The organism is Dyella jejuensis, assembly GCF_044904675.1.
Taxonomy (GTDB): Bacteria; Pseudomonadota; Gammaproteobacteria; order Xanthomonadales; family Rhodanobacteraceae; genus Dyella_B; species Dyella_B jejuensis.
Window position 1 is genome coordinate 60,820 of sequence record NZ_JADIKJ010000009.1, and the last position, 13,946, is coordinate 74,765.

The window sequence follows — 13,946 nt, forward strand, 5'->3', positions numbered from 1 at the left end:
AAGCCCAGGTCAGAACGGTTTGGCGATCGCCAGGAAAATGATGCCGAGCAACAGGATCACCGGCAGTTCGTTGAGCAGGCGCAATGTGCGCGGCGACGGCAGCGCACCGCCCTTCACGCTGCGCTTTGCCAATCGCCCGTTCCATATGTAATAGACCAGCATTACCACGACCAGGCCCAGCTTGGCATGCAACCAGCCGATCTCGCCCCAGTGCGGCAGGGCATTCGGAAACAGGCGCCAACCTTGCCAAAGCGCGAGGCCGAATACGAACGCCAACCCGAACATCATGTGGCCGAAGCGATAAAGCCGCAGCGCCATCAGCTCCAAGCGCGCCTTCACCACTGCCGCCCCGCCCGCCTCGGCGATATTCACCAGGATGCGCGGCAGATAGAACACCGCGGCGATCCAGGCCATCACGAACAAGACGTGCAGGCTTTTGATCCAGAGATACGTCATGGACAGTCCCGAGCAAGAAGCGAGGCTTGATGGTACGCGAATGCGTGTGCGCAAAACCGCATAAAGCCTGCGACTTATTAGCCTGGTCGCCGGATGAAAGCACCGACTGCAATAGCGGACAGGTCGCGCAGATGCGCCTTGCAGAGTAAATGATGATGGCGGCGAACCATGACCGGCAGCGCTCGCCGGTCAGTCCTCGCGCAACGAACCAGCGGGCCCGGTTATCGCCGCTCCGGCCACCGGCTCGACCACGCCGGGGCCGACCACGCGCGCCATGAAGAATTTGCCAGTCGCATCATTGCGTACTCGCACCATCGCGTCGCCATCGCCTTTTTGCATCGCCGTACCGGCGGCATGGATCTGGAAGCGATGTTGGCGCGACACGATTTGCACGGCCTGGCCGCGTCGCACACCCTCGCCCGCCTTCAGGAAACGCCGCTGCACGACCTGTCCGGCGCGCAATGGACGCTGGCTGGCACGGCCGGCCACTTCATCCGCATCGCGCAGGGCATCGGGCGCCAAGGCGATGTCGTAATCGACCTGCTTCAAATCGTCCTCGCCAATCGCCTTGCCGGCGGGCACGGCCGCGGCCACCGCGAACACTTTGGTACGCACCGCGGCACGAACCGTATACGTTTCCGCACGGCCGTCCGGACAACGCGCCGCGAAACGCAAGCGTGACAACTGCGAGGTGTCGGCCGGAAAAATCTTCATCGCCGATCCGCAGGCCGGCGCGGGCCGGCGATTGGGCAGGACCACGACGTCGATCTGCGCATCCGGCAATCGCTCCTGCTTGGCCCAGTCCGCCAGCCAATTGCGTGCCGCGCGCGATACCAGTTCCTCTGCCTCGCCAGCGATTGCGCCATGGATCGGCGCGACAGCGAGCACAGCAATAATCGAGGCGAAACGTAGCGATGAAAAGATAGCCATGAGCGAGGCCCTTAAAGAATGGGGTGGACAGGTCGCCCATTATGCGAGGGGTACCGCTCCGGCAACGCTCAGGATCTTTTTAGATTTGCCAGGGCAGGCAAAGCCCGCCCGTACCATCACGCTCGTTCGAAACCGCAACGAGGAAAGCAGCACGATGGGACTGAGCATTGAACAGGCGCTAGGCGTGCATCCGGCCGCACTGAAACTGCGTGCGGAACGCACCAGGATCCTCGCGTCCAATCTCGCCAACGACAGCACGCCGGGTTACCAGGCACGCGATATCGATTTTCGCGCCAGCCTGCGCGACGCGATGAACGGCGCACAGCAAGGTCTGCGCTTCGATTCGGATCGTGCGCTGTATCGCGTACCCAACCACCCCTCGCAAGACGGCAACACCGTGGAACTCGGCGTAGAGCAAGCCGAATTCGCGCAAAACGCCGTCGACTTCCAGACCAGCCTGACCTTCCTCAACATGAAGCTCAAGGGTCTGGCCGATGCCATCAACGGGAATGCCTGACCATGAGCTTTAGAGATATCGCCCAGATTGCCGGTTCCGCGATGAGCGCACAGACCGTGCGTCTCAATACCGTCGCCAGCAATCTTGCCAACGCCGGGACGGCCGGCACGGAAGACAGTGCCTATCGCGCCCGCAAGCCGGTATTCGCATCGATCTTCAGCGGCGCCGGCGCGCGCGTGCAGGTACTGGATGTCATCGATAGCCGCGAACCGCTGAATGCGCGCCACGAGCCGGGCCATCCGATGGCCGACGAAAACGGCATGGTCTTTTATTCCAACGTCAACGCCGTCGAAGAAATGACCGACATGATGGCCGCCTCGCGCGCCTTCTCCACCAATACCGAAGTGCTCGCCCGCGTCAACGGCATGCAGCAGGAACTGCTGAAGATGGGACAAGGCTGACCATGGACATCACCAATTCGCTCTACAGCGCCGCCGATACGGCGATAGACACCAATACGCCCAGCAGCAATGACGGCAAGAGCATCTCGGACATGTTCACCACGCTGCTGGTCGCGCAGATCCAGAACCAGGATCCGCTGGCGCCGATGGAAGCCAGCCAGTTCGTCACTCAGTTCGCACAATTGAGCCAGGTGGAAGCCATGCAGCAGATGGCCAGCCTTACCGCCGCCGCCGCCGCGATGCAAGAAAGCATGCTGGTGGTCACGCTCGGCTCGCAGGTCGGCTCGCAAGTCATGGTGGCGGCCGATACCGTGCAGTTGGACGGCGAGACGGTCAACGGCGGCTTCGTGCTGGAAGATCACGCCAGCGAAGTAACGCTGGTGCTGACCGGTCCGGATGGCACCGAGCATCGCATCGAACTGGGTGCGCAAGAAGCTGGCGAAGTCGGCTTCGCGATCGATCCGGAAGAACTCGGCCTGCCGCCCGGCAAATACGCCATGCGCGTGGATACCAACACCGGCGAAAAAGTGCGCACCGAAATCCAGGGTGAGCTGCAAGGCGTCCGGCTCGGCGCGGACGGCCGGGTCATCCTCAGCGTCGCCGGCATCGGCGACATCAGCACCGCCGATATCACCCGCTTCCTCGGCCGCCCGAACAGCGCCAACCTCTTTACCTTCAAGGAACAGACATGAGCCTCAACATTGCCCTGTCCGGCATCAAAGCCGTCAATAGCCAGCTCGACTCGATCAGCAACAACATCGCCAACAGCGGCACCTTCGGTTTCAAATCCGGCCGTTCCAATTTTGCCTCCTCCTACATGGCGGGCGGCCCGCAAGGCGTCTACGTCGGTTCTACTTCGCAGTCGATGGACATTGGCGGCAACCTGCTGACGACCGGCCGCAGCCTGGATGCCGCCATCCAGGGCCGTGGCTTCTTCGTCAGCCGCGACCTCGATGGTTCCATGCTGTATTCGCGCGTGGGCATGTTCGACATCGACAAGTCCGGCCACGTCGTCGATGCATTCGGCCGCCGCGTGCAGGGCTACGACCCGAGCGGCAACGGCAACATCGGCGACTTGAGCGTGCCGAGCGGCTCCATCGGCGCCGAGGCAAGCAGCCACCTCGATTTCGCCGGCAACATGTCGGCCGATTGGGAGCAGCCGGCGAATGCGTTCTCGCCCGACGATCCGCAGTCCTACAACGGCATGCAGGTGACTCGCGTGTTCGACTCGCTCGGCCGCGAACACACGGTAACGCAATACTTCGTCAAAGGCCCCGGCAACGACGTCGCCGTGTATTACGCGATGGATGGCGGCCAGGTCGGCCTGCCAACCCGCATGCGCTTCGATACCGACGGCAACATGGTTACGCCGATCGGCTCCGTCACCGTGCCGCTGGGTACGCCCGATGGCGCATCGCCGATGTCGATCGGCATCGATTACGCCGGCACCAGCATGTACGCCGGCGCGATGACCACCACCACCAATCGCGCCGACGGCTATGCCTCGGGTCAGGCCACCGGCGTGTCGCTGGCGGCTGACGGCTCGATCCAGGTGCAGTACAGCAACGGGGTCAAGGTGGCGGCCGGCCTGCTGGCCATCGCCAATTTCCCGAACGAAAACGGCCTGATGCCGGTCGACGGTTCCGCCTGGCAGGCCTCCACCGAAACCGGCGATCCGATCTATTCGACCGCGGGCACCGGCCTGGCCGGCAAGCTGCAGGTGAGCGCGCTGGAGCAGTCGAACGTGGACATGACCGGCGAGCTGGTAACGCTGATGGCGGCGCAGCAGAACTACCAGGCCAACTCCAAGGTGCTTACCACCGAAAACGAAATGATGCGCACGCTGATGCAGGCGCTGTAACCCGATGGACGCGCTTATCTACACCGCCATGAGCGGCGCCGATCACGCCCAGCGCTCGCTGGCCGTGCGCGCCAACAATCTGGCGAATGCGCAGACGGCTGGTTTCCGCGCCGATATGGCGGTATCGGAAACCGCCACCGTGCAGGGCTACGGCTACGATGCCCGCCATCAGGCGCGCCTGGGCGCAAACGCGATCACGCATGCGTCCGGCCAGCTCAGCGAGACCGGTCGTGCGCTGGACGTGGCGATCCAAGGCGAAGGTTACTTCGTGGTGGACGCCGAGGATGGCACCGCCTACACCCGCGCGGGCAGCTTCACGATGGATGCCGAGGGCACGTTGACCAGCAATGGTTATGCGGTGCGCGGCGAAGGCGGCCCGATCGTATTGCCGCCGCACAGCGCGGTGACCATTGGCAACGATGGCACCGTGTCCGTGCAGGCGGAAGGCGAAACGGCCATGCAGGTGGTGGACAAGCTGTTGCTGGTCAAGCCCGAGGCTGCCGATCTGGTGAAGAACGAAAAAGGCCTGCTCGTCGCGCGCTCAGGCATGGATTACCCCGCCGATGACACCGTCGCCGTCGCTCCCGGCCATGTCGAGAGCAGCAACGTCTCGGCCGTCGAAGAAATGATGCAGACCATGCAGCTCACCCGCTCGTTCGAGATGCAAATGCGGCTGTTCAAGGCCGCCGACGAGATGGCCGAGGGCGGCAACCGCCTGATTCGTTCTTAATGCATGCGTTCGTCCGTGAACGCAAAAATCAAAAAGCGGCCATCCATCGCCGCACTGTTGAATGCATGCGTTCGTCACGAACGCGAAAAATCAAATAGCGGCTATCTATTGCCGCACGGTTGGATGAATAGAGAGACCACGCCATGAACCACGCACTCTGGATCAGCAAGACCGGCCTGCAGGCCCAAGATACGCGCTTGCAGACGATTGCCAACAACCTCGCCAACGTCAACACGGTCGGCTTCAAGCGCGACCGCGCGGTGTTCGAAGACCTGTTCTATCGCACCGAAAAGCAGCCCGGCGCACAGAACGGCGACAACGGTACCGCCGCCGGCGTGCAGATCGGCAACGGCACGCGCGTGGTCGGCACCCAGAAAGTGCATACCAGCGGTTCGCAGCAGACTACCGGCCAGGCGCTCGACGTGGCCATCGTCGGCAACGGCTTCCTGCAAGTGGAGCTGGCCAATGGCGAAACCGCCTATACCCGCGCCGGCCAGCTGCGCCAGGACCAGGAAGGCCGCCTGACCAACATGCAGGGCCTGCCGATCCTGCCCGCCATCACCATCCCGCAGGAAGCCACCTCGATCACCATCGCCGAAAATGGCGTGGTCTCGGTGGTCACCGCCAGCGCCCCGCAGGGCACCGAAATCGGCCAGTTGATGCTGGCCAATTTCGTCAATCCGGCCGGCTTGCTGGCCACCGGCGACAACCTGTTCCAGGAAACCGCCGCCAGCGGCGCGCCGACCGAAGGCGAGCCGGGCGTCGAGTCGCTTGGCAAGATCAAGCAGGGCGCGCTGGAAGGCTCCAACGTGCAGGCAGTGGAAGAAATGGTCGAGATGATCGCCGCCCAGCGCACCTACGAAATGAACACCAAGGTGCTTACCGCATCGGACAGCATGATGCAGAGCCTGGCGCAGGCCGCGCGCTGATGAACATGCTGCGCATCGTACTGTTGACCGTTTCGCTGCTCGGCCTGGGCGGTTGCGCCGGCATGCGCATCAACACCGCCCTGCCCGAGCACGACGACATGCCCGACACCGCGTTCGAGGTCGGCAAGGGCCAGGGCGGCGGCGTGATGGTGCCGAACTCGGCATGGTCGCTGACCTCCGACAACCGCGCGTTTCGTGCCGGCGATGTATTGACCGTGGTGCTGCAGGAATCCACGCAAGCCAGCAAGCAAAGCGGCACCAGCATCGGCAAGAACAGCAATGTCGGCGCCAAGGCCGGCAAGCTGCTGGGCAGTACCTTGCCGACCGATACCGAGCTGGGCTTCAAGCGCGATTTCAGCGGCAGCGGTAGCAGTTCGCAGCAGAACGCCCTGCGCGGTTCGGTAAGCGTGATCGTGCAGCGCGTGCTGCCCAATGGCCTGCTGCAAGTACGCGGCGAAAAACGCCTCACCCTGAACCAGGGGGAAGAAGTGGTGCGCCTGTCCGGCTATGTACGCGCCGCCGACATCGACACCAACAATCGCGTCTCCTCGCAGCAGATCGCCAATGCCCGCATCCAGTATTCCGGCCGCGGTTCGCTCGCCGATGCCAACCAGCCCGGTTTGCTGACGCGCTTCTTCAACAGCAAATGGATGCCCCTGTAAACGGGGCTTCGCTACGGAAACCAAGCCGATGATTCGCTACATGCTCAGTCTCGCTTTGCTTTGCTGCACCGGCCTGGCCCACGCCCAGACGCTGGGTCAGCTGGTCAACGTGGAAGGTGTGCGCGAAAACCAGCTTACCGGCTACGGCATCGTGGTCGGCCTTGCCGGCACCGGTGACGGCAGCCAGGCCAAATACACCAGCCAGTCGATCAAGAACATGCTCAACCAGTTCGGCGTGCGCATGCCCGACAACGCCCAGCTGCGCGCGCGCAATACGGCGGCGGTGATGATCAGTGCCAGCTTTCCGCCAGGTTATCGGCGAGGCCAGACGATCGACATCACCGTGTCGTCGCTGGGCGACGCCAAAAGCCTGCGTGGCGGCACGCTGCTGATGGCGCCGCTACGCGCGGCCGATGGCGAAACCTATGCGCTGGCGCAGGGCAACGTGGTAGTCCCGGGCGTGGCCGCCAGCGGCCGCAGCGGTTCCAGCGTCACCATCAACACCGCGACCGCGGGCCGCATTCCGAACGGCGCCACCGTCGAGCGCGAGATCGAAAGCGACTTCGCCAGCACACCCACCGTGCGCCTGAACCTCAAGCGCCCGAATTTCCAGACCGCAACGAACATCGTGCACGCGATCAATCGCACTTTCGGAGTGGCTATCGCCAGCACCGAGGATGCCACCTCGGTGGATATCGCCGTGCCAGCCAACGCCGGCAGCCGCTCCGCGTTCGTCGCGCGCCTCCATCGCATCGCGATCGAACCGGCGGGCGACGCGCCGAAGGTCGTATTTAATTCGCGCACCGGCACGGTCGTTATCAGTCAAGGTGTCACCGTGAAGCCTGCCGTGGTATCGCACGGCGCGCTCAAGGTATCGATCGACGAAAGCTTCAATGTGAGCCAGCCCGAAGCGCTCGGCAACGGCCAGACCGCCGTGACGCCGCAGTCGTCGATCGACATCTCGCAGCGCGGCGGCAACGCCTTCCAATGGAAGAATGGCGCCAGCCTGCAAGCGATCGTCGACACCATCAACAGCATCGGCGCCACGCCGGATGACCTGATGGCCATCCTGCAGGGCCTGTCCGAGGCCGGTGCGCTGAACGCCGAACTGGAGGTGATCTGATGACTGCCGTATCGCTCCAACGTGACATGGCGCCAGCGCTCGAGCCGCGCGCCGCCCGGCCCGGCGATGCCGCCTATCGTCAGAAACTCGAGGATGCGGCGGTGAAGTTCGAGGGCATGTTCATCGCGCACCTGCTCGGCGAAATGCGCAAGGCCACCGAACAACTCAGTCCGGACCAGGCCGGCGCCGGCAGCAAGCCGGGCGCGGGGCTGCTCGACCACGCCTATCGGCTGGTCGCGGACGACATCGCGGCGCAACGCGCATTCGGCATCGCCGACAGCATCGTCGCGCAGATGCTGCCAAAGGATGCGGCGACAACGCCCATGCAGAACGCGACGCCAGCCATCACTCACGCAAACGGATCACTCCCATGAATATCACCCACATCGGCATGTCCGGCATGCTTGCCGCCCAGGCCGGCCTCGGCATGTCGGCCCGCAACATCTCCAACCAACTCACCGCAGGCTATTCGCGCCAGGGCGTCCTGCTGGTCCCGCGCATCGGCGGCGGCGTGGAAGTGGGCTCGCTGATCCGCTTCAACGACAGCTACAAGACCCAGCAGTTGTGGGCGAGCAATGCGCCGCTTGGCCAATACGCGGCGGCCGAGTCGTACTACAAGCAACTGGAAGAAGTGATGGGCCTGGACAAAGGCAGCGTCAAGGCCGGGATCGATGCATTCTTCGGCGCCCTGGACGAAGTCAGCACCGACCCGACCAATACCGCGTTGCGCCAGCAGGTGATCTCGGCCGCCGACGCCATGGCCAAGAGCTTCAACAGCCTGCGCCAGACCATGCTGCGCCAGCTCGATACCGCGCGCCAGCAAAGCTCGGCCACCGCCGACCAGGCCAATATGTTGTCGGGCACGATTGCCGACCTCAATCGCCAGATCCAGCAAGTGCAGGCCACTGGCGAGGTGCCTTCCGAGCTGCTCGACCAGCGCGATCAGGCGATCGATCGCCTGTCTGCGCTCATCGACGTACAGGTGCTGCGCCAGCCCGATGGCACGATCGACGTATCGCTTGCCAATGGCCCGCCGCTGGTCGCCGGCGACATGGCCGGAAAGCTCAGCGTGGCCGGCAACGCCGACGGCACTTTCAACCTGGAACTCGAACTGGCGGGCACCCGCTATCCGCTGGACGGTGAGCGTGTCGGCGGCATGCTTGGCGGCCTGAGCCAGTACACCGAACAAACCTTGCTGCCGCTATTGGAAGCCAACAAGCAGCTGGCCTCTGAACTGGCCGATCGCGTCAATACCCAGCTCGCGGCCGGCTATGGCACTCACGGCGAACAGGGCAAGCCGCTGTTCCAATTCGATGGCAGCTCCGGCCTGATCTCGATCAATCCGGACCTGACCCAGGCCGACCTTGGCTTCTCCAACAGCCCGACCGAGCCCGGCAACAGCGCCAACCTGCTCGCCCTGATCGAACTGCGCAAGGACAAGATCGACCTGCCTGGCGTGGGCGAAGTGTCGCTGGGCGATGCATGCACCATGTTGATCGGCAAGCTCGGCTCCGCCAGCCAGCTCAACCAGAATGCACTGGCGCGCGCGGACGAAGTCCGTGCACAAGCCGAACTGGACTGGCGCTCGGTGAGCGACATCAACGAGGGAGAAGAATCCGTGCAGGTTTCCGACTTCCTCAATATGTACAACGCGAACATGAAGGTGATCTCGGTCGCCAACCAGCTGTTCGAATCCACCTTGCAGATGCTTTGACGGGACTTTGCGCCATGCGTATCACCAACGGCTACTTCAGCAACACCATGCTTCATTCGCTGCAGAAATCCAACGGCAAAGTGGCCGACCTGATGGCGCAGATCAACAGCGGCTATCGCGTGCAGCGTCCTTCCGACGACCCGATCGCCGCCGTGCAGCTGCTGCTGATCGATCGCGACCAGACCATGCTCGGCCAGTACCGCGACAATATCGGTTCGCTATCGCTGCGCATGCAGCAGAACGAACTGCGCCTGGACAGCATGCTCAAAAACGTGCACTCCGCCCATGACATGATGGTGTGGGCCGCCGACGGCACCAACGCGCCGGGCGACCTCAACGCGATGGCCATCACGCTGCGCACGCTGCGCGACAACCTGCTCACCGAAGCCAACGCCACCGACGGCGAAGGCCGCTACCTCTTTTCCGGCACCAAGTCCGACACCCCCGCCATCAGCTACGATCCCGACGCACCGCCAGGCTCGCGTTATAGCTTCAGCGGCAATACCGACAAGCAGCAGGTAGTCGTCGGCCAGGGCGTGACCGAATCGGCCAACGTGTCCGCCGACGGCATGGAAGACATGCTCAACCAGCTGGATGCAGCATTAGCGCTGCTGGAAGATCCGGACGTCAACGTCAACGATCCCGCCACCCGCGCGCAACTGGTCGAGTGCCTGGAGGCCATGAACGACGGCATCGGCACTATCAGCAGCAAGATCGCCATGCTCGGCGGCGCACAGAATACGCTGGAGCTGATGGATGATCATCACGCTTCGATGGAAGTCGCCAACGGACAGGCTGCGCAGATGATCGGCGAACTCGATTTCGTCGAGGCCTACGATCGCCTCAATAGCTATGTCGTCGCGGTGCAAGCCAGCTACCAGGTTTACGGCCGCATCATGCAGTTGTCGCCGTTCGACGCGATCCTGCGCTGATTCCCGCGATGAACGTGCAGCTTTCCAGCAGCGGCATCGGGCACGGCGCGCTGACCGGCACGGGCAAGGCCAGGCCGGTCGATGCCGCCACGCTCGGTCCGGCAAAGAGCGCTCCATCCGGAGCGGCGCGACGCCACGCAAGCGCCGCGCGGCGCACCGAATTCGCCGCGCAGCAGGAACACGTCAATCGTCAGGTAACTTATGCGCAGCGCTCGATCGTCTTCATCGAACAGACGCTCGCCTCGCTGCAAGAACTGAAAGCCGCGTTGAGCGGCAGCGCCGGCCGTGGCGCCAGCGCATCCTCCAATGTCCAAGCCAGCCTCGACCGGGTGCAGGCCCAGTGGCAGACGCGCCACGGCGCCACTGGCGGCGCGCTTGGCCCGGACCTGGTATTCGACGATCAAGGCAGCGCACGGCAGAGCTTCCGCGTGCACGCCCTGACGCTGGAAGCCTTGCAGAACGAGCGCGCAGAAGTGCTCACCGTATATCCGCGTGGCGCGGGCAAACCCTCGGTATCGCTACCGATCGACGGTCGCTATCGCTCGGACCACGAATGGGCGCGCCGCGTTGACTACGCGCTGGCTGCCAGCGGCATCAATGCCAGCGTCAACGAGGAGCGCGAACTGGCCTTCGATACCCAGGAAAGCCGCTGGCCGGAGTTGCAACAACACCTGATGATCCAGGGCAACGGCCATCGCTTTCCGGGCGGTCGTCCCAGTCGTGCGCAAGCCGAAGCGATCAAGCCGCCGATCGATCCGTCCGCCTGGCAAATCGGCAATGCTGCCGAGCGGCGCCAGACGCTGCGCAGCACCGTGCATGCGCTCGACCACCTGCAACAGGTCCGGGAGAGTCTGGACCGCATGCTGGCCCACGCCCATTCGGCCATTCGGCCTGACCGCGACGTACAAACCGGCGAGGCGGCACAGATTGCCGCGACCTTCGACGCCATGCTGGAGCAAACGAACGACTTCCAGCGCTTCACCACCATCGGCGCGGCGCTGCGCGGACTCAACGATTATCGCGTGCGATCCGTGATTGGCTGAGCGAGGCCTGGCGCAAATCTTCGTTTGCGTCAGGGAAAAGGGACCAAGGGCGAGGCTTGCGGCGCGCCATGACGAAAAGCAGCTTGGAAACGGGGGCCGGGGCAAGCCAGCCCCTCACCCCAACCCTCTCCCCGGAGGGGAGAGGGAGCAAGCCCGCTGCTTTTCTTCTTCCCCTGCGGAGAGAGAGAGAGAGCAAGCCCGCAAGCACGCCTGCTTTTCTTCCTCTCCCCTCCGGGACACGCAGGGAGAGCACATGGATGTGCCCGGCTTGAGGAGCGAGGAGAGGACCGAGGTGAGGGGCAACCCCAGCCGAAACGGAAAGCACCGCATGGCGCGTCAAGCTGTCACGCGCGCGGTAGCGCGATGCGCACGTCCGTACCTTGGCCAGGCTGGCTCGCCACCGTGATCGAACCACCGTGCCGCTCGATCACGGTCTTCACGAACGGCAGGCCCAGTCCCACTCCCATGTCCACTTCCGGCTTGCCCGCTACCTGGAAGAACGGATCGAACAGGTGCGCCAGGTCCTCCTCGGCAATGCCGATACCCTGGTCCACGATATGCAGCAGCATGCCGCTATCGCCATCGTCGACGATTCGCAGCGTGATCGTGGTATGCGGCGGCGAGTATTTGAGGGCGTTGTCGATCACGTTGACCAAGGCACGTATCAGCATGTCCGCATTGCCGCGCAGCAGGGTATCGTCGAGCCCGCATTCCGGACCGATCAACTCGATCGATTTGTTCTCGGCGGCCGGCCATAGCTGGTCGATGGCTTCCGCCGCCATATCCAGCAAGGCAACCGGCGCGAAAGCGTCGCGGCGCAACTGTTCGGCGCGCGAGAGCTGCAGGAAATCCTTGGCGACGCGCAGGGAATAATCGGCCTGGCGCCGCAGATCATCCAGAAAAGCACGGTCCGGCGGAGCATCGCGCCGATGGCCTTCGGCGCGCTCTTCGATCAGTGAAAGAATGGTCGACAGCGGACTGCGCAGATCGTGCGCGATATGGCGCAATGCCTGGCGATCGTGCGTAACGCCCTCCTTGATGCCGGCAATATCGATCAGGCACGCCAGGAACGATGCCCGCCCTTCCGCCACACCGGGGTGCAGCGAGCTATCGGCGCTGGCATAGGGCACGTAAAGCAGCATGTGCTCGCGTCCACCGAGCGTGACTTCCTCGCTGGCGCTTTCCTCGCCGCTGCAATGGGTGGCGACCAGGCGTTGCACTTCGGGCAATGACATGCCGTCTTCTCCCGGCGCAGCCATCATTTCGGCAGCCTTGGCGTTCCAGACCGAAACCTGCCCGTTGTCGACCACGAACACCGGATACGGCAGCTGATTGATCATGCTGACGAAGGTGCTTTGCCAGGCGCGGATTTCGCGCATGGCATGGCGGATCTGCTCCAGCGGGTCGCGCCGGGCTTGCATGGGCGGCGGCGCAGCGCCCCCCGCGGCCGCCACGCCGACCGTGGCGCGAATGGCGCGCAGCTTGCCGATTTCACGCTGCAGCAGATTCTGCGTTCGACGCAACCGCTCCCAGGCGAAATGCGCATAGATCAGCACGCACACCAAAGGCAGAAGTCCCAGCCCCAGCCAACGATGCAGGCTGCCGAGCAACAGCATCGGCAGCAGCAGCATCAGCACGCCCCACGCATAAGCGGCGGCGTGCATCCAGCCGCCGCGGACCAGAAGGCAGATCAGCACCATGCCCAGCGCGATGGCCAGATAAATGGGAATCGCCATATAAACGGGCAGTTCGCTGGCCATATTGCCGCTGACCACGGCATCGGCCACGAGTGCATCCAGCTGCGCGCGCGATACCGCATCCATATGCAGCGATGAAATCCGGAAACCCGCATCCTCGCCGACGGCATCGCCGACGAATACCATCTTGCTGGCAAAAGCATCCGCCGGCACGCGGCCGTCGATGACGTCGGAAAACGAGTACTGCGGCACATGCGCAGGATCGCTCATCATCACCAGCACGGCATCCTTGCGCGTGGCCGCCACCGATAAGGCATAAGCGCGCTGATGCGCCTGCGGCCTGGCATGTTGCGCACCGGCCACCCGAATGGCTTCGAGCACGATATTCGGGGTTGCGCCCTGCGCCGGGGGCAGGTACGGCACGAAACCGTTGACCGCGCCGTAATGGCCGACCGTGAAGTGGCGCTGCCCGCGCCCGGCCGCCTGGGCCCGCAACAAGGTCGGCAAGGCGTCGGCCGATTGTTCCAGCGCATTGCCGGATACCGGCAGCACCACGTTGCCGTTGCGCGCCATGACGGCGGCCAGTTCGCCGGTATGCGTATCCGAGGCCAGCGCATAGTCGAGCGTGACGCTGGCGGCGCGGTCCAGGCGTTCGAGCAGTTCGCCGGTGCGTGCGGTCAGGCCGTCGGTGCCGTATTCGCGCAGCGTCTTGCCGTCGATCAGCACCACGGCAACCTGTTGCGTGCCCGGATGGCTGAACCAGCGCGTTGACAGGTCGAACAGCACTTTGTCGAGCGCGCCGGACATGCTCGCGCCAAGCGGATGCCCGCTTAGCGCCGCCAGCACCAGCACGAAGCCGATGAAAAGAATTCTCGCCTTGGCGGTGCGGGAAAGACGGCGAACGATGGCTCGAAGCGGCAACATCCGATGGCACCCCCTCTCACGAAATCT

Annotated in this window: 15 protein-coding genes; 12 read left to right on the forward strand and 3 right to left on the reverse strand. The window is 63.9% G+C overall.

Features of this window, described 5'->3' with window-relative positions; translation table 11 throughout:
* Window positions 1–9: 9 nt before the first annotated feature.
* Together ISP15_RS09090 and flgA are read right to left on the reverse strand one after the other, a co-directional pair.
* Complete coding sequence (locus tag ISP15_RS09090; protein ID WP_404546944.1) at window positions 10–456, reverse strand: CopD family protein; 447 nt, start codon at window positions 454–456, stop codon at window positions 10–12.
* A 189-nt stretch (window positions 457–645) separates the two neighbouring features.
* Complete coding sequence (flgA, locus tag ISP15_RS09095) at window positions 646–1,386, reverse strand: flagellar basal body P-ring formation chaperone FlgA (RefSeq protein WP_404546945.1); 741 nt, start codon at window positions 1,384–1,386, stop codon at window positions 646–648.
* Between the two features lie 154 nt (window positions 1,387–1,540).
* Here flgA and flgB point away from each other — a divergent pair, with 154 nt between their 5' ends.
* From flgB to ISP15_RS09155, 12 genes are all read left to right on the forward strand, one after another.
* Window positions 1,541–1,903: a flagellar basal body rod protein FlgB gene (gene flgB, locus ISP15_RS09100; protein WP_404546946.1), complete on the forward strand. Its 363-nt coding sequence runs from the start codon at window positions 1,541–1,543 to the stop codon at window positions 1,901–1,903.
* A 2-nt stretch (window positions 1,904–1,905) separates the two neighbouring features.
* Entirely contained in the window at window positions 1,906–2,304 is a 399-nt protein-coding gene (gene flgC, locus ISP15_RS09105; RefSeq protein WP_404546947.1) for a flagellar basal body rod protein FlgC, read from the forward strand.
* Window positions 2,305–2,306: 2 nt separating this feature from the next.
* Window positions 2,307–2,996: a flagellar hook capping FlgD N-terminal domain-containing protein gene (locus tag ISP15_RS09110; RefSeq protein WP_404546948.1), complete on the forward strand. Its 690-nt coding sequence runs from the start codon at window positions 2,307–2,309 to the stop codon at window positions 2,994–2,996.
* Window positions 2,993–4,165: a flagellar hook protein FlgE gene (locus tag ISP15_RS09115; RefSeq protein WP_404546949.1), complete on the forward strand. Its 1,173-nt coding sequence runs from the start codon at window positions 2,993–2,995 to the stop codon at window positions 4,163–4,165. The genes ISP15_RS09110 and ISP15_RS09115 overlap by 4 nt, the downstream gene beginning before the upstream one ends.
* A gap of 4 nt (window positions 4,166–4,169) precedes the next feature.
* Window positions 4,170–4,895, forward strand: a complete 726-nt coding sequence (gene flgF, locus ISP15_RS09120; protein WP_404546950.1) for a flagellar basal-body rod protein FlgF — start codon at window positions 4,170–4,172, stop codon at window positions 4,893–4,895.
* A gap of 143 nt (window positions 4,896–5,038) precedes the next feature.
* Entirely contained in the window at window positions 5,039–5,824 is a 786-nt protein-coding gene (flgG, locus tag ISP15_RS09125) for a flagellar basal-body rod protein FlgG (RefSeq protein ID WP_404546951.1), read from the forward strand.
* Window positions 5,824–6,486: a flagellar basal body L-ring protein FlgH gene (flgH, locus tag ISP15_RS09130; protein WP_404546952.1), complete on the forward strand. Its 663-nt coding sequence runs from the start codon at window positions 5,824–5,826 to the stop codon at window positions 6,484–6,486. The genes flgG and flgH overlap by 1 nt, the downstream gene beginning before the upstream one ends.
* Window positions 6,487–6,514: 28 nt before the next feature.
* Window positions 6,515–7,609: a flagellar basal body P-ring protein FlgI gene (locus ISP15_RS09135; protein WP_404546953.1), complete on the forward strand. Its 1,095-nt coding sequence runs from the start codon at window positions 6,515–6,517 to the stop codon at window positions 7,607–7,609.
* 26 nt (window positions 7,610–7,635) lie between these two features.
* Window positions 7,636–7,983 (forward strand): hypothetical protein, encoded by a 348-nt coding sequence (locus ISP15_RS09140; protein WP_404546954.1) that lies wholly within the window; start codon window positions 7,636–7,638, stop codon window positions 7,981–7,983.
* Window positions 7,980–9,323 carry a flagellar hook-associated protein FlgK gene (gene flgK, locus ISP15_RS09145; RefSeq protein ID WP_404546955.1) on the forward strand — a complete coding sequence of 448 codons (1,344 nt, stop codon included), beginning with the start codon at window positions 7,980–7,982 and terminating at the stop codon, window positions 9,321–9,323. The genes ISP15_RS09140 and flgK overlap by 4 nt, the downstream gene beginning before the upstream one ends.
* A gap of 14 nt (window positions 9,324–9,337) precedes the next feature.
* Window positions 9,338–10,255 (forward strand): flagellar hook-associated protein FlgL, encoded by a 918-nt coding sequence (gene flgL, locus ISP15_RS09150; RefSeq protein ID WP_404546956.1) that lies wholly within the window; start codon window positions 9,338–9,340, stop codon window positions 10,253–10,255.
* Window positions 10,256–10,263: 8 nt separating this feature from the next.
* Window positions 10,264–11,298, forward strand: coding sequence for a hypothetical protein (locus ISP15_RS09155; RefSeq protein ID WP_404546957.1), 1,035 nt, complete (start codon window positions 10,264–10,266; stop codon window positions 11,296–11,298).
* Window positions 11,299–11,642: 344 nt separating this feature from the next.
* On the opposite strand, the gene ISP15_RS09160 is transcribed toward ISP15_RS09155, so the two are convergent.
* Complete coding sequence (locus ISP15_RS09160) at window positions 11,643–13,919, reverse strand: ATP-binding protein (protein WP_404546958.1); 2,277 nt, start codon at window positions 13,917–13,919, stop codon at window positions 11,643–11,645.
* Window positions 13,920–13,946 lie beyond the last annotated feature (27 nt).